Source organism: Bacillus yapensis (assembly GCF_005280205.1).
Taxonomy (GTDB): Bacteria; Bacillota; Bacilli; order Bacillales; family Cytobacillaceae; genus Robertmurraya; species Robertmurraya yapensis.
The window spans coordinates 1-16140 of the sequence record NZ_SUND01000013.1; the positions used below are offsets into that span (position 1 = coordinate 1).

Consider the following 16140-nt stretch of genomic DNA (forward strand, 5'->3'; position numbering starts at 1 on the left):
GGAATATAACCATCACCGTTATCAATGGGGCTTAAATAAAATGACCCCGGTACAATACCGGGGTCACTTACTAGCCGCATAGGTGCTTTTTTAAACTGTCCGTAAACTGGGGCACAGTTCAAGCTAACACAGTCGGTTTTTTCTATTAACCAAGTACTTGAGCCTTTTTCTTACAGGCCTTAATAAAAGCATCAAAAATGGATAATGACGGACCATCCTTTTTTACCGTCATACATTCAGGATGCCATTGTACTCCTAAGGCAAAGGAATGCTTTCTACTTTCAAAAGCTTCAATAACCCCATCAGATGACCTTGCACATACCTCAAAGTTTTCCGGAACTTTTCGAACTGCCTGGTGATGAAAACTATTCACCTTGAATTTCACTGCTTGAGTGATATTGAACAGTAAAGAATCTTTGTTTACATCAACATAATGGGAAGCATGCCATACGGGAGCTTTTTGCGAATGTTGTAAAAGGGTTCCAGGATACTGTGCATGGATATCCTGATAAATATCTCCGCCAGCAGCAATAGATAGAACTTGGCACCCCCTACAGATTGCTAGAATTGGTTTATTAAGGTCTAGTGCCTTCTTAATGATGCTTATCTCAAAGGCATCTCTTTCCGGATAGACGCCTCCGAGATTTGGATGTGGTTCTTCTCCAAATAAGGTTGGATCCACATCATTTCCTCCGGTAACAAGTAACCCATCTATTTTTTCTACTAATAAATCAATATTTTCTTCATCCAATAGATTAGGAAGTACAATTGGAACTGCCCCGGCACCTACAACTGAATTGATATTGTCCATGGAAACGGAGAGATGGCGACCTTCCAAATCTGAAGTAATACCTATAATTGGTTTCATTTTACACCTCGTTTTTTATATGAATTATGGAATTTATTCCACATTGAAATGGATAGTTCCTTTATTTAATTTAAAGTATTAGGGATTTTTAAAATTATGCTTAGGAGAAATGAAGTTTCAAAAGGTAGTGGCATCTGTTGTGGTTTTTGCAGGCTACTAATTACATCAAACAGGTACAAATTTTATACGAAAACGCTTTGCTTATTTGGGCAAAAAAATGATTGACAAAAGATAAGAATGGGAGTATTTTTGAGTTGAATTTAAAAGTTAAATATTTCCGAACACCTTTTATTCGCTGAATCAATGTTGAGCGGGGGAACCATTTTCGATAGACACTTGTCTATCTTGGGGTGAATCTTACGTTAGTAAGAGGGGATACTCTCAGTCCCTAATCCGACAGCTAACCTCGTAAGCGTTACAAGTATTATCCGGGAGAAAGGTCAAAGGGTTACCCTAAGACCATTCTTATTTGTGATGGTCTTTTTTTCATGGCCGAAAAACAGCGAATATAACAAAATTGTGTTGGGGAATTGGAAGGGGGAAACATGACTGAAGAATATGGATTCGGAGGGTTCCGGTTCAGGCTTGGTGAGTCTAAAAAAATTTAAATATTTAATGACCAATCTGGTCATTGTATTGTTGAGACCCATGACCAGTCCTTCCTATCCCCTTATCTTAAATTGACCACTTTGGTCACAATTTGTTAGATTGTAGTTAACAAAGGTCAAGTAGAAAGGGGATAATCGTCATGAATCCTATATTTAACAGTCTAAAAACAGAGAAAAAAGAACGTATTATTAATGCCGCGATGAAAGAGTTTGTTCAAAGCGGTTATGAAAAAGCATCCACAAACGAAATTGTTAAAGAGGCAAGAATCTCAAAAGGCTCATTATTCAACTATTTTAATAGCAAGAAAGATCTTTATTTATATTTATTTGAATATGGTGTTCAAATTGTCGAGTTCGTTTATGAACAGATCGATTTAGAGGAAACCGATATTTTTAAAAGAATCGAGAAATTAGGAATCAAAAAACTGCAAATCCAAAGAAAGTTTCCGCAAATTTTCGATTTTCTTTTATCTTTAACCAAAGAAGAATCTGAAGAAGTGAAGTACCTCATTAAGGAAAGAGTACATGCGATCCAAGCAGAGGGCGTCACAAGAATTTATGAAAATATCGACTACTCGATGTTTCGAGAAGACATCGATATTAAGAAAGCCATTGAGATTCTGAATTGGACCATGTTTGGGTTTGGGGAGAAGGCACTTAATCAATTAAACTCCGTTGAAGATGTTGGTGAACAATATCTTCAAGAATGGGACAGTTATTCTAAGTTACTAAAGAATTGTTTTTACAAATGATCATTTAGGGAGGTTCTACAGATGAATGTAATTGAAATCAATAATCTAACAAAGACTTATGGGAAAGCTAGAGGGATAAGCGATGTTAGCTTCAATGTCGAAGAAGGCGAGATTTTTGGTTTTATTGGGCCAAATGGTGCTGGGAAGTCGACAACTATTCGTACGCTACTATCTCTCATTTATCCTACAAGTGGCAGTGCGACGATTTTTGGCAAGGATTGTATCAAAGATGCTCCCGAAATTAAAAAGCACATCGGTTATTTACCATCTGAAGTATTTTATTATGACAATATGAAGGTGAAAGACCTATTAAAATACTCAGCTAGCTTTTACAAAAAAGACTGTAGTCAGAGAATAAAAGAATTGGCCGAGATTATGGACCTGGATCTCAATAAAAAGATCGATGATTTGTCATTGGGAAACAAGAAGAAGGTCGGGATTGTTCAGGGCCTTCTACACTCACCAAAGCTGATTATTCTCGATGAACCGACGAGCGGCCTTGACCCATTGATGCAGCAAAAATTCTTTGAATTGCTCGAAGAAGAAAATAAAAAAGGGGCAACGATTTTATTTTCGTCTCATATTTTAACGGAGGTTCAGCGCTTGTGTAATCGTGTAGCGATTATCAAAGAGGGCAAGATTGTGACCGTTGAAAAGATTAGTACTTTAAAAGAAAACACTTATAAGAAGTTTAAAATCGAAACGAAGGCGCCTCTTGACCCCAATTACTTTAATATCACGGGAGTCAATAAACTGGAGGTTAAGGATAACATTACCAGCTTTTTATATAGAGGAAATATTAATCTAGTCATGAAAAAAATTGCCGAAATGGAAATTGTAAATCTTTGGATAGAAGAGCCAGATCTTGAGGAGATCTTCATGCATTATTATGAGAAGGAGGCTTAATGCACGATGAATATATTTTTGCACGAATTGAAGGCCTATCGGAATTCGACGATCATCTGGACGATATCCTATATCGCGCTGATTGTGATTTTCTTGTCGATGTATTCTTCTTTTTCACAGGATGCAGAGGGTTTGGTGAAAATATTGGGAAATTATCCGGAGGCGATCCGAAATGCATTCGGGATTAACATCGATAATTTAGTTTCGATTGAAGGTTTTTATAGCTTTCCATTATCATTTATAACGCTTTGTGCAGCGATCCAGGCGATGAACCTTGGCACATCCATTGTCAGCAAGGAAGTTCGGGAAAAAACGGCGGATTTTCTATTAACAAAGCCTGTGACACGGAGCCAAATATTGACGGCGAAATTATTGGGTGCATTTGTTTCCCTTGTCATGACCAATATTCTTTATTTCGCTGGAGCGAGCTTAATGGCATTCCAAGTAAAGACAGATGATTTTAGCTTGAAAATATTCTTTTTGCTCTCACTAACGATTTTTTTCGTTCAACTGATTTTCATGGCTTTAGGAATTATCATTTCCGTCATGGTCAAAAAGCTCAAAATGGTACTGGCTGTCTCCCTTCCCGTCGTTTTTGCGTTCTACTTTGTGGGTGCGTTCTTCGACACAACCGGTGAAGAGGTCAAGCGTTATTTTACGCCGTTCAAGTATTTTGACACTGCCTATATCATGAAACATGCCGGATATGAAGCCTCATTTTTGATTGCAGGGGCAGTGATTATTTTTCTAGCAATTGGGGCGAGTTATTTTGTGTATGCGAGAAAGGATATCCATGCTGTTTAAAATTGGAGGTGTTACACAGTGAATATATATTTGAAGGAACTGAAGTCACATCGAAAATCGATCATTTTTTGGAGCATCGGTGTCTTTTTAATGGTTGTATCTGGAATGACAAAATATGATGCTTATTCAACATCAGGCCAATCGATGACAGAGCTATTGGAGGATTTGCCTAAATCGTTAAGGGCAGTATTTGGATTCAGTGATTTTGATTTAACGAAAGCTAGCGGCTTCTATGGGATGCTCTTTCTCTATTTGTTATTAATGGCAACCATCCACGCAGCCATGCTAGGTGCAACGATTATTGCGAAAGAAGAGCGGGATAAGACATCTGAATTTCTATTTGTTAAACCCGTTTCAAGAAATAAGATCATAACCGCCAAGCTGTTGGCTGCATTCACGAATCTTGTCATCTTTAATCTTGCCACATTCGTTTCGTCGATTGTGATTTTAGGGAGATACAGCGATGGAGAAGCGGTGAATGGTGAAATTGCCATTTTGATGGCGGCGATGTTCTTTATGCAGGTCTTGTTTATGGTCATCGGTAGCGCCCTTGCAGCGATAAAAAAGAGACCCAAATCGGCTGCATCCCTGGCGACTGGAATCCTTTTGCTCACGTATATTCTATCAGTTGTCATTGATTTAAATGAAGACATCGAAGGCTTAAAATACCTTACTCCATTTAAATACTTCGAAGCTAAGAACGTCATGTACGGTGGCGGTTTTGAAGCTGTATTTGTTATTCTGTCGGTTGTGTTGATTGTTGGACTTTCAATTGTGACTTATGTGTTTTTTAGGAGAAGAGATTTGAATACTTAGGAAATTGGAGGAACAAGCTGATGGGGGCTTGTTCCTTTTTGTGTGGTTGGGGGTGGGATTCTCTAATTGCTCTTGTACGGAACTCATGTCCTTTCGATTTGCCTGAATTCGTGTGGTATTATAGGTATCCATATATATAGTTTATTAAATGGCAAAAACAGGAGCATCAAATGATATCAACGAAGACATATATCAAAGAGTGGCAGCAGGCGCTACAACAAGAGATAAATTACTTAAAGAAGTTTGGCGGGAGCCGCTATATGGTTACAAATGGACGGTTGTTATCGAATGATAGCGGGTATAGTTATTATTTTGATACGGCTATCTCATTACGAATCCCAGTTGGTTCGACGATAAAATTGGAATGGGGCACGATGAAAAGCAGTGGAAAAGTACTTTCCTCTGAGGGAAGAGGAGTCATACTTTTATTGGAGAAGAGCTTTGGAGACCTCATTTCAGATGCATATCTTCTTCACGATCCTTGGGAGCTTCTTGAGCAATTAATCGAGCGGTTGGATGAAATCAAGAAAAGTAAGCAGAAGCGACTTAGGGTGAGAAGATTAATGAATCCTTCCGTCGAAACCAAGCATCCCAAAGAAAAGATAAAAAGTAATGTCCATGAATTGGTCTTACGCTCAAAATACAGTCCAGTAACTTTCGTCTGGGGGCCACCGGGTACGGGAAAAACATATACTTTGGCGAGAACGGCAGCTAACAAATATTTTCAGAAGAAAAAAGTGTTGATTCTCTCACATAGCAACCAAGCTGTAGATGTGTTGATGGGTGAACTGACGGATTTTATTAAAAAGAAAAACCAATTTCGAGAAGGGGATGTGCTTCGTTTCGGAGGGAACGCTCAAGATATGCTGACGGCCCATCAAGAAATAACGACCGGTCAGCTCATGGAGAAAAAGGACCCACTTCTTGCTCAGGATCGAGAGAGACTAATAGAAGAACGGCGCAATCTAAAGAAAGATTTAGCAAGTTCTTTTAACAAACGAGACTCGGATCATCTTCTGGAACTTGAAACACAGATTGCAAGGGTGTTGGAAAAGGTTAGGAGGAAGGAAATCGAATTTATAAAAGATGCTTTCATTGTCGGGACGACACTGGCAAAGGCAGCGAGTGACAGCGCTATTTATGAACAGGAGTATGATCTTGTTATTCTTGATGAAGCCAGCATGGCCTATGTTCCACAGGCTGCATTTGCAGCTACGATGGGAAAGCGGGTCATTATTTGTGGGGACTTTAAGCAGTTGCCTCCGATAGCTTCAAGTCGAGCTTTACTTGTGGAAAAATGGCTGAAAGAGGATGTATTTCATCATGCAGGTGTGGTGGATTCGTTGAATAAAGGAGAACTGCACCCTCAGCTTCTTTTGTTAAAAGAACAGCGGAGAATGCATCCTGATATCTCGGCGTTTACTAATCAGTACATCTATCATTCGCTGGTTGGAGATCACGAAAGTGTTTATAAAAGTAGAAATGAAATCGTAAGTCGAGCTCCTTTTAAAACGAGAGCGGCAGTGCTATTAGATACAAGTTTCACGGGTTTGCATTGTATTCCTGATCAATCAACCAATTCAAGGTTCAACCTCTGGCAGCTGCTCATATCTTTTCAATTGATTCATGAAGCCTACCTGGGTGGAACCAAATCAATTGGGTACGTGACACCATATCGGGCTCAGGCAAACCTGATGGAACTGTTGCTTGAAGAAATCTATGAAGATGAACGCCTCCAGGCGGATATTATTGCGGCTACTGCTCACCGATTCCAGGGAAGTGAACGGGATGTGATGATCTTTGATACGGTCGATGGTGACCCGCAAGAACGCGCGGGTATGCTTTTAACAGGCAAGGACAGTGAACGTCTGTTGAATGTAGCCATTACCAGAACAAGAGGGAAATTTGTCCACGTCAGCAACAGAAATTTTATCGAAAAGCGTATTTTTCAAGGAAAAACACTAAGGAAACTCGTTGACCATCAGGTACGACACTACCAATCTGTCACCACAAAAGAAATCGGGACTTGGATAAGTAACCAACACAAAAAACTAAGATGGATACATGCGCTGAAACTGGAAGCGATTTTTCAAGACCTGAAATCGGCAAGGTCATCGATTACGATCTCTATGCCCGCGGGAACCGTGTTTTCTGAAGAATGGTTGAAGCAGTTAAGCAACAGAGGTAAGCGGGTAAAATGGACCTTAATTTCAGAGCAAATGTGGGGAGAACCCGATGCTTGGCTGGACGATTGTTTCCCTTTTCCGTTTGTCATGATTGACGAGAAGGTTTTGTGGCTCGGACTGCCACTTGAAGGGGCTAAAGGGATTCGCCCTCCTTATGTTTCGGCAAGACTGAATTCAAGTAAAGTGTGTGAGTACTTGTTAAAGCAGAGAAGATGGGACTCATAAAAAATCGTGGAATAGATTGCCATACTTGTTAAAAATACAAAAATTTTGTATAATTCAAGTAACAAAAACTTTAATTTAAAAAAGACTACTTGATGTTGTAGCATCAAGTAGTCAATCATAACAGTCGGTCCCTTCAAGGGCTTGGCTACAGTGGTCTTAAGTGACCCATCTGAGCTCTCAACTCAAGGATGGGTTATTTTTTATGGTTTGATGAAAGTACTGTTACAATCAATGCTGCGAATGCTACTGCATACATTAATGCTTCAAATACTGTCACAGGGCTCACCCCTTTCCTGAGGAGTGAGCCAACCACCCTTGAGTTACCAGACTATTATAAATTTATTATAGCGCATATGTTCTTATTGAGATTATTTAACATTAATAGTTTGGGAGAAAAATTAATAAGTTGCAGGTAATTGGAAACCGCCTTATAAAAAGACCGCATTCCAATGTGTTCTTTTTATAAGGCGGTTTTGTATTAACAGAAGTGGTTTTCTTCTAGTAGAATTGCGGACCCACTTCATTCACCAAATTGTCATTTTTACATAAACGATAGTGCTATTTAAATTGACTTGGGAGCCCTGTGGACTTAAAATAAATCGTATGCGATGTATCGTATACGATTTATTTGTGAGGGGGCTGAAATACAGGGATGGAAAAGGCGGTTTTTGTTCGAGAATCGATTGATTTTTTACAACAATATTTGATGAAAAGCCTTCAAAAGTACTCGGAGGAGCATGGTGTGACAATCCCCCAAGCGAGAGTCATTGCGGAAGTGTTTGCGAACAAATCTGTAAGTATCAAACAGCTCTCGACCAAATTGAAGATGACACAAAGTACCGTTTCAGATATTGTTGAACGTCTTACATCTAAAGGGCTACTTGTGAAGACTCCGAACCCGAAAGATAAACGTTCTGTAGAAATTTCGCTTTCTAGTGAATTATCAGAAGGGATTACTGCGAATATTTCAGAAATTAGTAATCAAGCATTATCAGAGGTTCTGAGCCTCTTAAAACCAGAGGAGCAGGAGACGGTGACAAAGGGCATGGAGTTACTGGTCTCTGCTGTGAAGGAAAAGATGGTCGCGGATGGAATGGAGCATTATGACTTCTTTGATGTCGTGTTCTTTCCTGAAAAAACAACCAAGAAATCGGAGGATGTAAGGTGAGACAGATTATAAAAGGCCGTTGGGCTATACTTGCAATCTGGCTAGTTGCCACGATTGTGCTTACTGTTATACAGCCAGATATCAATGCCATTTTACGCGCGCAGGGCCAGCAAGGAACAAGTGCTGACAGCCCATCTGTCATGGCGGACAATATCTTAAAAAAGATGGACACTACAGAAGGGGTTAACAGCTTAATCGTTTTTTATGATGAAGATAAGTTTTCTGATAAAGAAATGAAAGAAATCGGTGTGGCTATTGATGATCTTCGCGATAGTAGCGAAGAGCTTGGTCTTGCGGATTTCATTGATCCGTTCAGTGTGCCTGAGGCAAAAAGCTCGTTAGTATCGGAAGATGGAACGACTCTGATGGTCAGTTATAAGCTTGATAAACAGGGGAGAGAAGTCGACGATATCAAGGAACAACTCGACAGTAAGCTAGAAAATGTACCCGTAGAATACTATTTGAGCGGGGAAGAGTTTATCAACAATGATTATTTGAAAGCATCACTTTCTGGTGTTGAAAAAAGTGCAGCGTTAACGGTCATTTTTATCCTAGTCGTACTAATTTTGGCATTCAGATCAGTTGTGACGCCGGTCATTTCATTAATTGCGGTAGCTTTTTCTTACCTGGTTTCAATGGGGATTGCAGCTCAATTAATTGATAAAGCAGGATTTCCGATTACGAGTTTGACGCAGATGCTCTTGGTTCTGATCCTTTTCGGGATTGGAACGGATTACAACATTCTCTTATTTAACCGTTTTAAGGAAGAATTGTCTCATGGGCATTCAGTGGACGACGCCATCGTTAATACGTATAAAACGGCTGGTAAAACAATTGCCTACAGTATTTTAACGGTATTTATTGCGTTCTTTGCGCTTATATTTGCTGAATCACCAATTTATCGCTCAGGTATAGTTGTGGTGATTGGGGTCAGTATATTACTCCTTGAAATTGTTACCCTAACGCCATTTATGATGAAGGTGTTAGGTCAAAAACTTTTCTGGCCATCGAAAAAAGCCACTGGTCATAAAGAGAATAAGTTCTGGGGAAAAACTTCCTCATTTGCAGTGAAGCATCCGATTATCGTTACGGCGATTATTGTTTTAATCATCGGACCAACGGTGCTTCTAAATGAGGAAAAACTGAACTTTGATACGGTTGGAGAACTAGGGGATAGTTATCCATCCTCAAAAGCGATTAACTTAGTCGCCGATCATTTCGGGAAAGGTCAGGCGATGCCTGCAACTGTCGTGATTGAAGCAGACAAAGCGATGGATAATAATGAATCACTTGCTGTGATTGATGATATTACGGAAAGATTGAAGGCTCTTAAGGGCGTGAAGATGGTTTCATCTGTTACACAACCTCAAGGGGAAGCGATTGATGAATTTTACGTCGATAGTCAGATGGGATCTGTTACAGATGGGCTCTCGCAAACACAAGGCGGCGTCGATGACATTAATGATGGTCTGAAACAGGCACAAGAAGGACTTGCCTCAGCTGATTTTTTAAAAGTAGGAGAAATGGTTGACGGTACAGCCAAACTGGAAACTGGAATGGGTGCTTTGACGGATGGTTTAAAGCAGATCCAAATGGGAATCGATGATGGGTCAAATAACTCACAATCCATTTCCAACGGGCTCGCAGCGATTCGGAGCAATCTTTCGTCGATGAGTACGGGTGTTGGCGTGCTTGCAGATAACTATGGAAAAATGCAGGCTGGTTATGCTGAGATGGGTACTCACTATCAAGAGGCGGCAGAGGGACTTCTTGGGGTTAAAGGTGCACTATCACAAATGCAAAACATGGTAACAGCATTAGGTAGCAGTTATGCAAATTCAGCGACTGATCCGAGTTATTTGGGACTGAAGCAAACAATCGACACTGTATTAGCTGAATTAAGTGACATTACACCTGAAGGTATTCAAGCTTTAAATGAAAATTACAATGTGACAACAGCTGGTTTTAAAACAGCGAATCAAAATTTAACTGCTATGAGCAATGGTTTAGCACAAATGGCAGATGGATTGAAACAGCTAGAATCTGGACTTGATCAAGCGTCTTCAGGAATCGGCACGATTGTCACGAATATGAATAGCGTGACGAATGGTCTAGGTCAAATGAAATCAGGGCAACAGCAGCTTGCTGACGGTTTGAATGGATTCAGTGAGTTCGGAGAAAAATTGTCTGAAGTCAACACAGGTTTAGAGCAAATCTCTGATGGATTAGGGCAAACGAATGGTTATCTTGAACAGTTGAACACGAAGACGTTCTTTATGCCAGAAGAAGCGTTGACAAACGAAGACTTTAAGCAATCCTTCGAGATGTTCATGTCAGAGGACAAAACGATTACGAAAATGACAATTGTTTTAACTGATGACCCTTACTCTGAAAAAGCATTAGATACCATTGAAGAGATTAATAAGACTGTTTCGGATGGTCTGGAAGGTTCTTATCTTGCAGGTGCAGATAGTGGAACATCCGGTCCAAGTGCGACAACGAACGATATGAATAAAATTTTATCGAGCGACTTAACGAAAGCTACAACGATTGTTATTATCGGTGTCTTGCTCGTACTATTCGTTGTCATTCGCTCATTCTGGATACCAGTGTTCATTACGGCGTCTCTTCTTGGAGCGTATTATGCAGCAATGTTCACGATTAATTTCATTTTCATTAATATGATGGGGCTAGAAGGGATTTCTTCCTTTGTACCATTCTTCTCGTTCATCATCATTGTTTCGTTAGGTGTAGACTATAGTATTTTCTTGATGATGAGATTTAAGGAATATCCACATCTTCCAGCTAGAGAGGCAATTGTTGAAGCTTCAAGGCAGATTGGTGGAGTCATTATCTCAGCCGTGATTATTCTTGGCGGAACGTTCGCGACCCTAATGCCTGCAGGAATCATCCTGTTAGTCGAGTTGGCGATCGCAGTTATCGTAGGCTTAGTCATTCTTTGCTTTGTGTTGTTGCCGCTGTTCCTACCGGCATTAATGGCTCTTCCAGCAGTCTTTTATCGACGCAAACAGAATGATGAAGGTAGAATCGGAAGGTCAGCGTAAGAATAAATAGAATAATAGGTAAGTGTAACCCCCAGGTCGATTGGCCTGGGGTTATTTTGTATTCATGAAGACAATAATCTAAAGAACTTGCTAAATTATGTCCACATGAACCGGCCATGAAGACACTAAATGGATGGAACTTGTAAACAATGTCCGCATGAGCCGTGCATGAAGACACTAAATGGATGGAGCTTGTAAATAATGTCCGCATGAACCCATCATGAAGACACTAAATGGATGGAACTTGTAAACAATGTCCGCATGAGCCGTGCATGAAGACACTACATGGACGGAACTCGTAAACAATGTCCGCATGATCCATTCATGAAGACACTTATTAGAAAATCCTAATAATAATGTCTCCATGAACCTCCAGAATGTTGAAGAATAGTTGGTGGGAATTATGAAACGATACTAGATTCACCCCTCCGAACCATTCAGAACCCTCTTCGGAACCAAGTTATAGTAAGAAAGCAAAAATAGCACTGCCAATCAAACGTTTGATTGAAATTGCCACGCCGCCTATGGGCTGGTGCGTTCAAGTCGAAAGTTAATTTTTCGGAATGTTTTTCTAAAATAGGAAACCCCGCCAAATGGACCGCAAGCCCCTTAAGTTATATTAAGAAAACAAAAACACCACTACCAATCAAACGTTTGATCAAAAACGCCACGCCATGTATAGGCTGGCACGTTCAAGTCGAAAGTTAATTTTTTGCATTGTTTTGGCGAAATAGATTTTTTACCTCAAATAGGTGGAAAATGGAGATGTTTACTAAACAACTGTGGGGTTACGAAGAGAATAATGGAAAATCAATCGAAAGTACCTTTGATTGTTTAATATTATGTAAGATTAATTTTTCAAAGAAAAAACAGCACCCTCTGACGGAGAATGCTGCTTGGTTAAGTAAGAGCATTTGTTGCATGAAAGACTGTGGCTACTAATATTCATATTCTCCTTTGATGACGAAAAATGATCCCCGAATGGTTCCAGCTAATTTAGACTTCTGTCTAGCAAATTTAAACTTTCCTTCTAATTCCTTTGGTACTTCCATGCCTTCCGAAAGCTTAAAACCAACGGCTCTTTTCTTAGGGTTATCAAGCGTATACAAGACATTGACCGCAAGCCCATCCTCATAAAAGACGAAGGCCCATCTGATGTTTTCTACTTCAAGAATGGATGTTTCTAAAGGTTTGGCAGCAAACTCAATATTACGTTCTTCTTTTAAAACTCGGTGCACATAATCAAGGGTCTCCTGACTTTCGCTAGCTGGGACGACCGTAAATTCATGCTTGTATTTGTTCATAAAGTAACGGGCTTCGTTTGCCCGTAATCCAGCAAGGGCATCACTTACTGGCGAAGACTCTAAGCCAACTGTAGATACATTTTTAAAATCAACAATATATGACATTACCAACTCATCCTTTCTTAACAACAGGAATCCACATTTCCCCAAATACTAGACCGTTTTGCTCTCCCATCTCAACAGTTGTATTTGGCCCACCAACATAGGCAAAGTCTTTTGCTTCCGGCAAGGCCTGACCGAAGGCGATGCCAGTAAGCATATTGCTCAATTCTTCAGCCGTGTTTGCTTCGCCTCTAACAACTAGGTATTCTCCCTTAGGAAATTGAATAACTCGATGTTCTTCTGGTACTGTTTCCTCCGTCATAACGCCGGCGTAATGCATCATTTTGTTATTGACTGCTTCATTTACGGAAAAAATGTAGTCGTTTTTAGCAATTGATTTTAATTTTTCTAGCGTTCCATCTTGCTGGATTGCCTGCCAGAAGTCCGACTTTTCCTTGTTAATGCCAACATAATCTGTGTAATCGCTCTTAATCTCAGTTCCTAACCCTAAAACAATAAAGCTGTCTTTTTCTTCAAGAGTATAGTTTGCCATCTTCAAAACCTTCCTTTTTTAAAAATTTATCAAATGCATTTGATAGGTATATAATAACCTTAAATCATGTCAAAAAATGATACTGTTTAGGAGCGCAAATGAAAAAAGTTGAACGAATCAATATTATTATGCGGTATATCAACAATCGATCTCATTTTACCATTACTGAAATCATGCGGGAATTTAATATCTCCCGTTCGACAGCGATTAGAGATATTAGAGAAATTGAAGCCATGGGGATGCCACTCGTTGCTGAGGTAGGAAGGGATGGGGGCTATTTTGTTATGCACAACTCTGTCTTGCCTGAAGTTCGCTTTACCAATAATGAGGTCAAAGCTCTTTTTATTGCCTTTATGGCCACAAGAAATCAGCAGCTTCCTTATCTTAAAAGCCGTCAGTCTCTAGCTGAAAAATTACTAGGTCTCATCTCAGAAAACCAGCAGGATGAACTTGTTCTATTAAATCAGATCTTGCTTTTTGAAGGGACGAATCCTCATAATCCTGACCTACTCGATCTGTCAGATCTTCCACATCCGATGTTAGAAAAACTCATTCAAATCCTTCTAATGGATAGCTATTTACTAATTACCGTCAAAGAAGAATCTTTTCCCATTTATCTCTTACACCTTTATCGTGAAAAAAGCGTATGGCTTATTGAAGGATATGATTTAAAGGAAGAAAAGAGGCGGATTATTCCTGTCGACAATCTTACTAATATCGAGATCTACTCGGTGAAAAATAGGTTAAGTAAGAAAAAGATTTTAGAAAGATTAAGTAAGCATGAAGAAGTAAACAACCTTGTCCTTGAACTAGGTCCAAAAGCGATTGCTCAGTTCAAGAAATACCATCCTTTAAAAGTTTCTATTTCCTATACGAATCCTTATCAATCCACAGCTATTCTAAAGACGTTTATCAATGTGAATCATTCAGAAGAGTTAACTGAAATGACAAATTGGCTACTATTCTTAGGTGAGGATATTAAGATCAGGAAAGTGCCAGAATCAGTCTTAGAAGGTATACAAGAGAGGTTACGCTCATTGTGCCCATAAAAAGAGCCAGTTAAAACATAAATCACTATGAGGTTGGCAAGATGGTGGCTGTGTCATGAAGATAATAATGCCAAAGCAAAGAATGTATGCCTAATGCGTTCTTTTATAGGCTAACTAATGAAAAACCGCACACTGGAAAGCTATGATTTTAGCATTATCGATTTTTAAAAGTATTTCATACTTTACCAATAGGATTTATTATATTATAGTTATTGTTGTTAAATTATTTTACATAAAAGGGGGAGACCATTTTGAATACGTTTCTTATTATCGTTAATATCGCTATTCTTCTAGCACTCATTGTCGGTTTATATATGATGCAAAAGAAACACGTGAAATTCTCAAAACGAGTTTTCACAGGTCTTGGTCTAGGTATTTTATTTGGTTTAGTTCTTAATCTTGTCTATGGTACGACTGATGAAGTAACATCAGGTACGATTGACTGGTTTAACATTGTCGGTTCTGGCTATGTTAAATTGCTACAAATGGTTGTTATGCCATTAGTCTTTATCTCCATTGTTGGAGCATTTACGAAAGTAAGTCTTTCTAAGAATCTTGGTAAAATCAGTATCTACGGAATCGGAATTCTTTTAGTAACAACAGGGATTGCTGCTGCAATCGGGATCGCTGCTACACTTGGTTTCGGCTTAGATGGAATCGAGCTACAAGCAGGAGATGCTGAAAATGCTCAAAATGAAGCACTTGTAGAGCGTGTGGCAACTGTTGAAAGTATGACAATTCCGCAACAAGTTCTTTCTTTTATTCCAAATAATCCTTTTGCAGATTTGGCTGGAACTCGTTCCACATCTACAATCGCGGTTGTTATCTTTGCAGCATTTATTGGAATTGCATTCTTAGGAATCAAACGTAAGCAACCAGAACATGCTGAGTTGTTTGCTAAAATTGTAGATTCTTTATATGCAATCACAATGCGCATTGTATCATTAGTTTTACGCTTAACACCTTATGGCGTATTAGCGTTAATGACAAAAATGGTTGCTACAAGTGATTTTGATGCCATCGTGAATTTAGGTAAATTCGTAGTTGCTTCTTACGTGGCACTTATTGCAATGTTCATCGTTCACTTAATCATGATTAGTCTAGCAAAATTAAGTCCTGCGACCTATTTGAAAAAAGGTTTACCTGCTCTGTCATTTGCGTTCACATCTCGTTCAAGTGCAGGTACATTACCACTTAACATCAAAACTCAAACTGATGGATTTGGTGTTTCTCAAGCGGTAGCAAACTTTGTTGGACCATTCAGTTTAACAATCGGACAAAATGGATGTGCAGGGATTTACCCTGCAATGTTAGCAGTTATGGTTGCACCAGCTGCTGGTATTAATCCATTGGATCCTGGATTTATCTTCACATTAATCCTAGTGGTTATCATTAGTTCATTCGGCGTTGCAGGTGTAGGTGGTGGAGCAACATTCGCTTCTCTAATCGTACTTTCTGTACTAAACTTACCGGTCGCAATCGTTGGTCTATTAATCTCTGTTGAGCCACTTATCGATATGGGTCGTACAGCACTAAATGTAAGTGGAAGTATGACTTCTGGTATCTTAACTGGTAAAATTACAGGCGAATTCGACCAAAAAGTATACAACGAAAAAGCTGGCTTAGACGAAGTCGTTGAAGCTTAAGTTTAAGAGTTTAATATAAAAATCGAAGGCAGTTCTCCATTTTATGGGGGACTGCCTTTTTTTAAATTGGGACGTCTCCAGAGTGCGCATATATGGATTGAAGAATAGTATGAAGAGAGGCAAGCTCCATAATGGAGTTTTATGAATT

At 39.4% G+C, this 16140-nt stretch carries 12 protein-coding genes and 1 riboswitch; of the genes, 9 read left to right on the top strand and 3 right to left on the bottom strand.

Annotated elements, in window-relative coordinates; genetic code table 11:
• Positions 1-145: 145 nt before the first annotated feature.
• The gene (locus tag FAR12_RS15300) at positions 146-868 is read right to left on the bottom strand and encodes a gamma-glutamyl-gamma-aminobutyrate hydrolase family protein (RefSeq protein WP_126409645.1); all 723 of its coding nucleotides are present in this window, start codon (positions 866-868) and stop codon (positions 146-148) included.
• Positions 869-1151: 283 nt separating this feature from the next.
• Positions 1152-1298, top strand: a riboswitch (cyclic di-AMP (ydaO/yuaA leader).
• Positions 1299-1616: 318 nt separating this feature from the next.
• Between FAR12_RS15300 and FAR12_RS15305 the strand changes: the two genes are divergently transcribed.
• From FAR12_RS15305 to FAR12_RS15335, 7 genes are all read left to right on the top strand, one after another.
• Positions 1617-2228 carry a TetR/AcrR family transcriptional regulator gene (locus tag FAR12_RS15305; protein WP_246010408.1) on the top strand — a complete coding sequence of 204 codons (612 nt, stop codon included), beginning with the start codon at positions 1617-1619 and terminating at the stop codon, positions 2226-2228.
• A 21-nt stretch (positions 2229-2249) separates the two neighbouring features.
• Positions 2250-3134 carry an ABC transporter ATP-binding protein gene (locus FAR12_RS15310; protein ID WP_126409647.1) on the top strand — a complete coding sequence of 295 codons (885 nt, stop codon included), beginning with the start codon at positions 2250-2252 and terminating at the stop codon, positions 3132-3134.
• Between the two features lie 6 nt (positions 3135-3140).
• Positions 3141-3938: an ABC transporter permease subunit gene (locus tag FAR12_RS15315; RefSeq protein WP_126409648.1), complete on the top strand. Its 798-nt coding sequence runs from the start codon at positions 3141-3143 to the stop codon at positions 3936-3938.
• An 18-nt stretch (positions 3939-3956) separates the two neighbouring features.
• On the top strand, positions 3957-4754 hold the full coding sequence (locus FAR12_RS15320) for a DUF2705 family protein (protein ID WP_126409649.1): 798 nt from the start codon (positions 3957-3959) through the stop codon (positions 4752-4754).
• Positions 4755-4924: 170 nt separating this feature from the next.
• Complete coding sequence (locus FAR12_RS15325; protein ID WP_126409650.1) at positions 4925-7165, top strand: DEAD/DEAH box helicase; 2241 nt, start codon at positions 4925-4927, stop codon at positions 7163-7165.
• A gap of 652 nt (positions 7166-7817) precedes the next feature.
• Complete coding sequence (locus FAR12_RS15330; protein ID WP_126409651.1) at positions 7818-8333, top strand: MarR family winged helix-turn-helix transcriptional regulator; 516 nt, start codon at positions 7818-7820, stop codon at positions 8331-8333.
• Entirely contained in the window at positions 8330-11398 is a 3069-nt protein-coding gene (locus FAR12_RS15335) for an MMPL family transporter (protein WP_126409652.1), read from the top strand. Before FAR12_RS15330 ends, FAR12_RS15335 begins: the two co-directional genes overlap by 4 nt.
• 938 nt (positions 11399-12336) lie before the next feature.
• Here the strand turns inward: FAR12_RS15335 and FAR12_RS15340 are convergent.
• Positions 12337-12807 (bottom strand): phage tail protein, encoded by a 471-nt coding sequence (locus FAR12_RS15340; RefSeq protein WP_126409653.1) that lies wholly within the window; start codon positions 12805-12807, stop codon positions 12337-12339.
• Positions 12808-12814: 7 nt separating this feature from the next.
• On the bottom strand, positions 12815-13297 hold the full coding sequence (locus FAR12_RS15345) for a GyrI-like domain-containing protein (RefSeq protein ID WP_126409654.1): 483 nt from the start codon (positions 13295-13297) through the stop codon (positions 12815-12817).
• A 98-nt stretch (positions 13298-13395) separates the two neighbouring features.
• On the opposite strand from FAR12_RS15345, the gene FAR12_RS15350 reads away from it, so the two are divergent.
• Together FAR12_RS15350 and FAR12_RS15355 are read left to right on the top strand one after the other, a co-directional pair.
• Positions 13396-14346 (top strand): helix-turn-helix transcriptional regulator, encoded by a 951-nt coding sequence (locus FAR12_RS15350; protein WP_126409655.1) that lies wholly within the window; start codon positions 13396-13398, stop codon positions 14344-14346.
• A gap of 251 nt (positions 14347-14597) precedes the next feature.
• Positions 14598-15992, top strand: coding sequence for an L-cystine transporter (locus FAR12_RS15355; RefSeq protein ID WP_126409656.1), 1395 nt, complete (start codon positions 14598-14600; stop codon positions 15990-15992).
• Positions 15993-16140 lie beyond the last annotated feature (148 nt).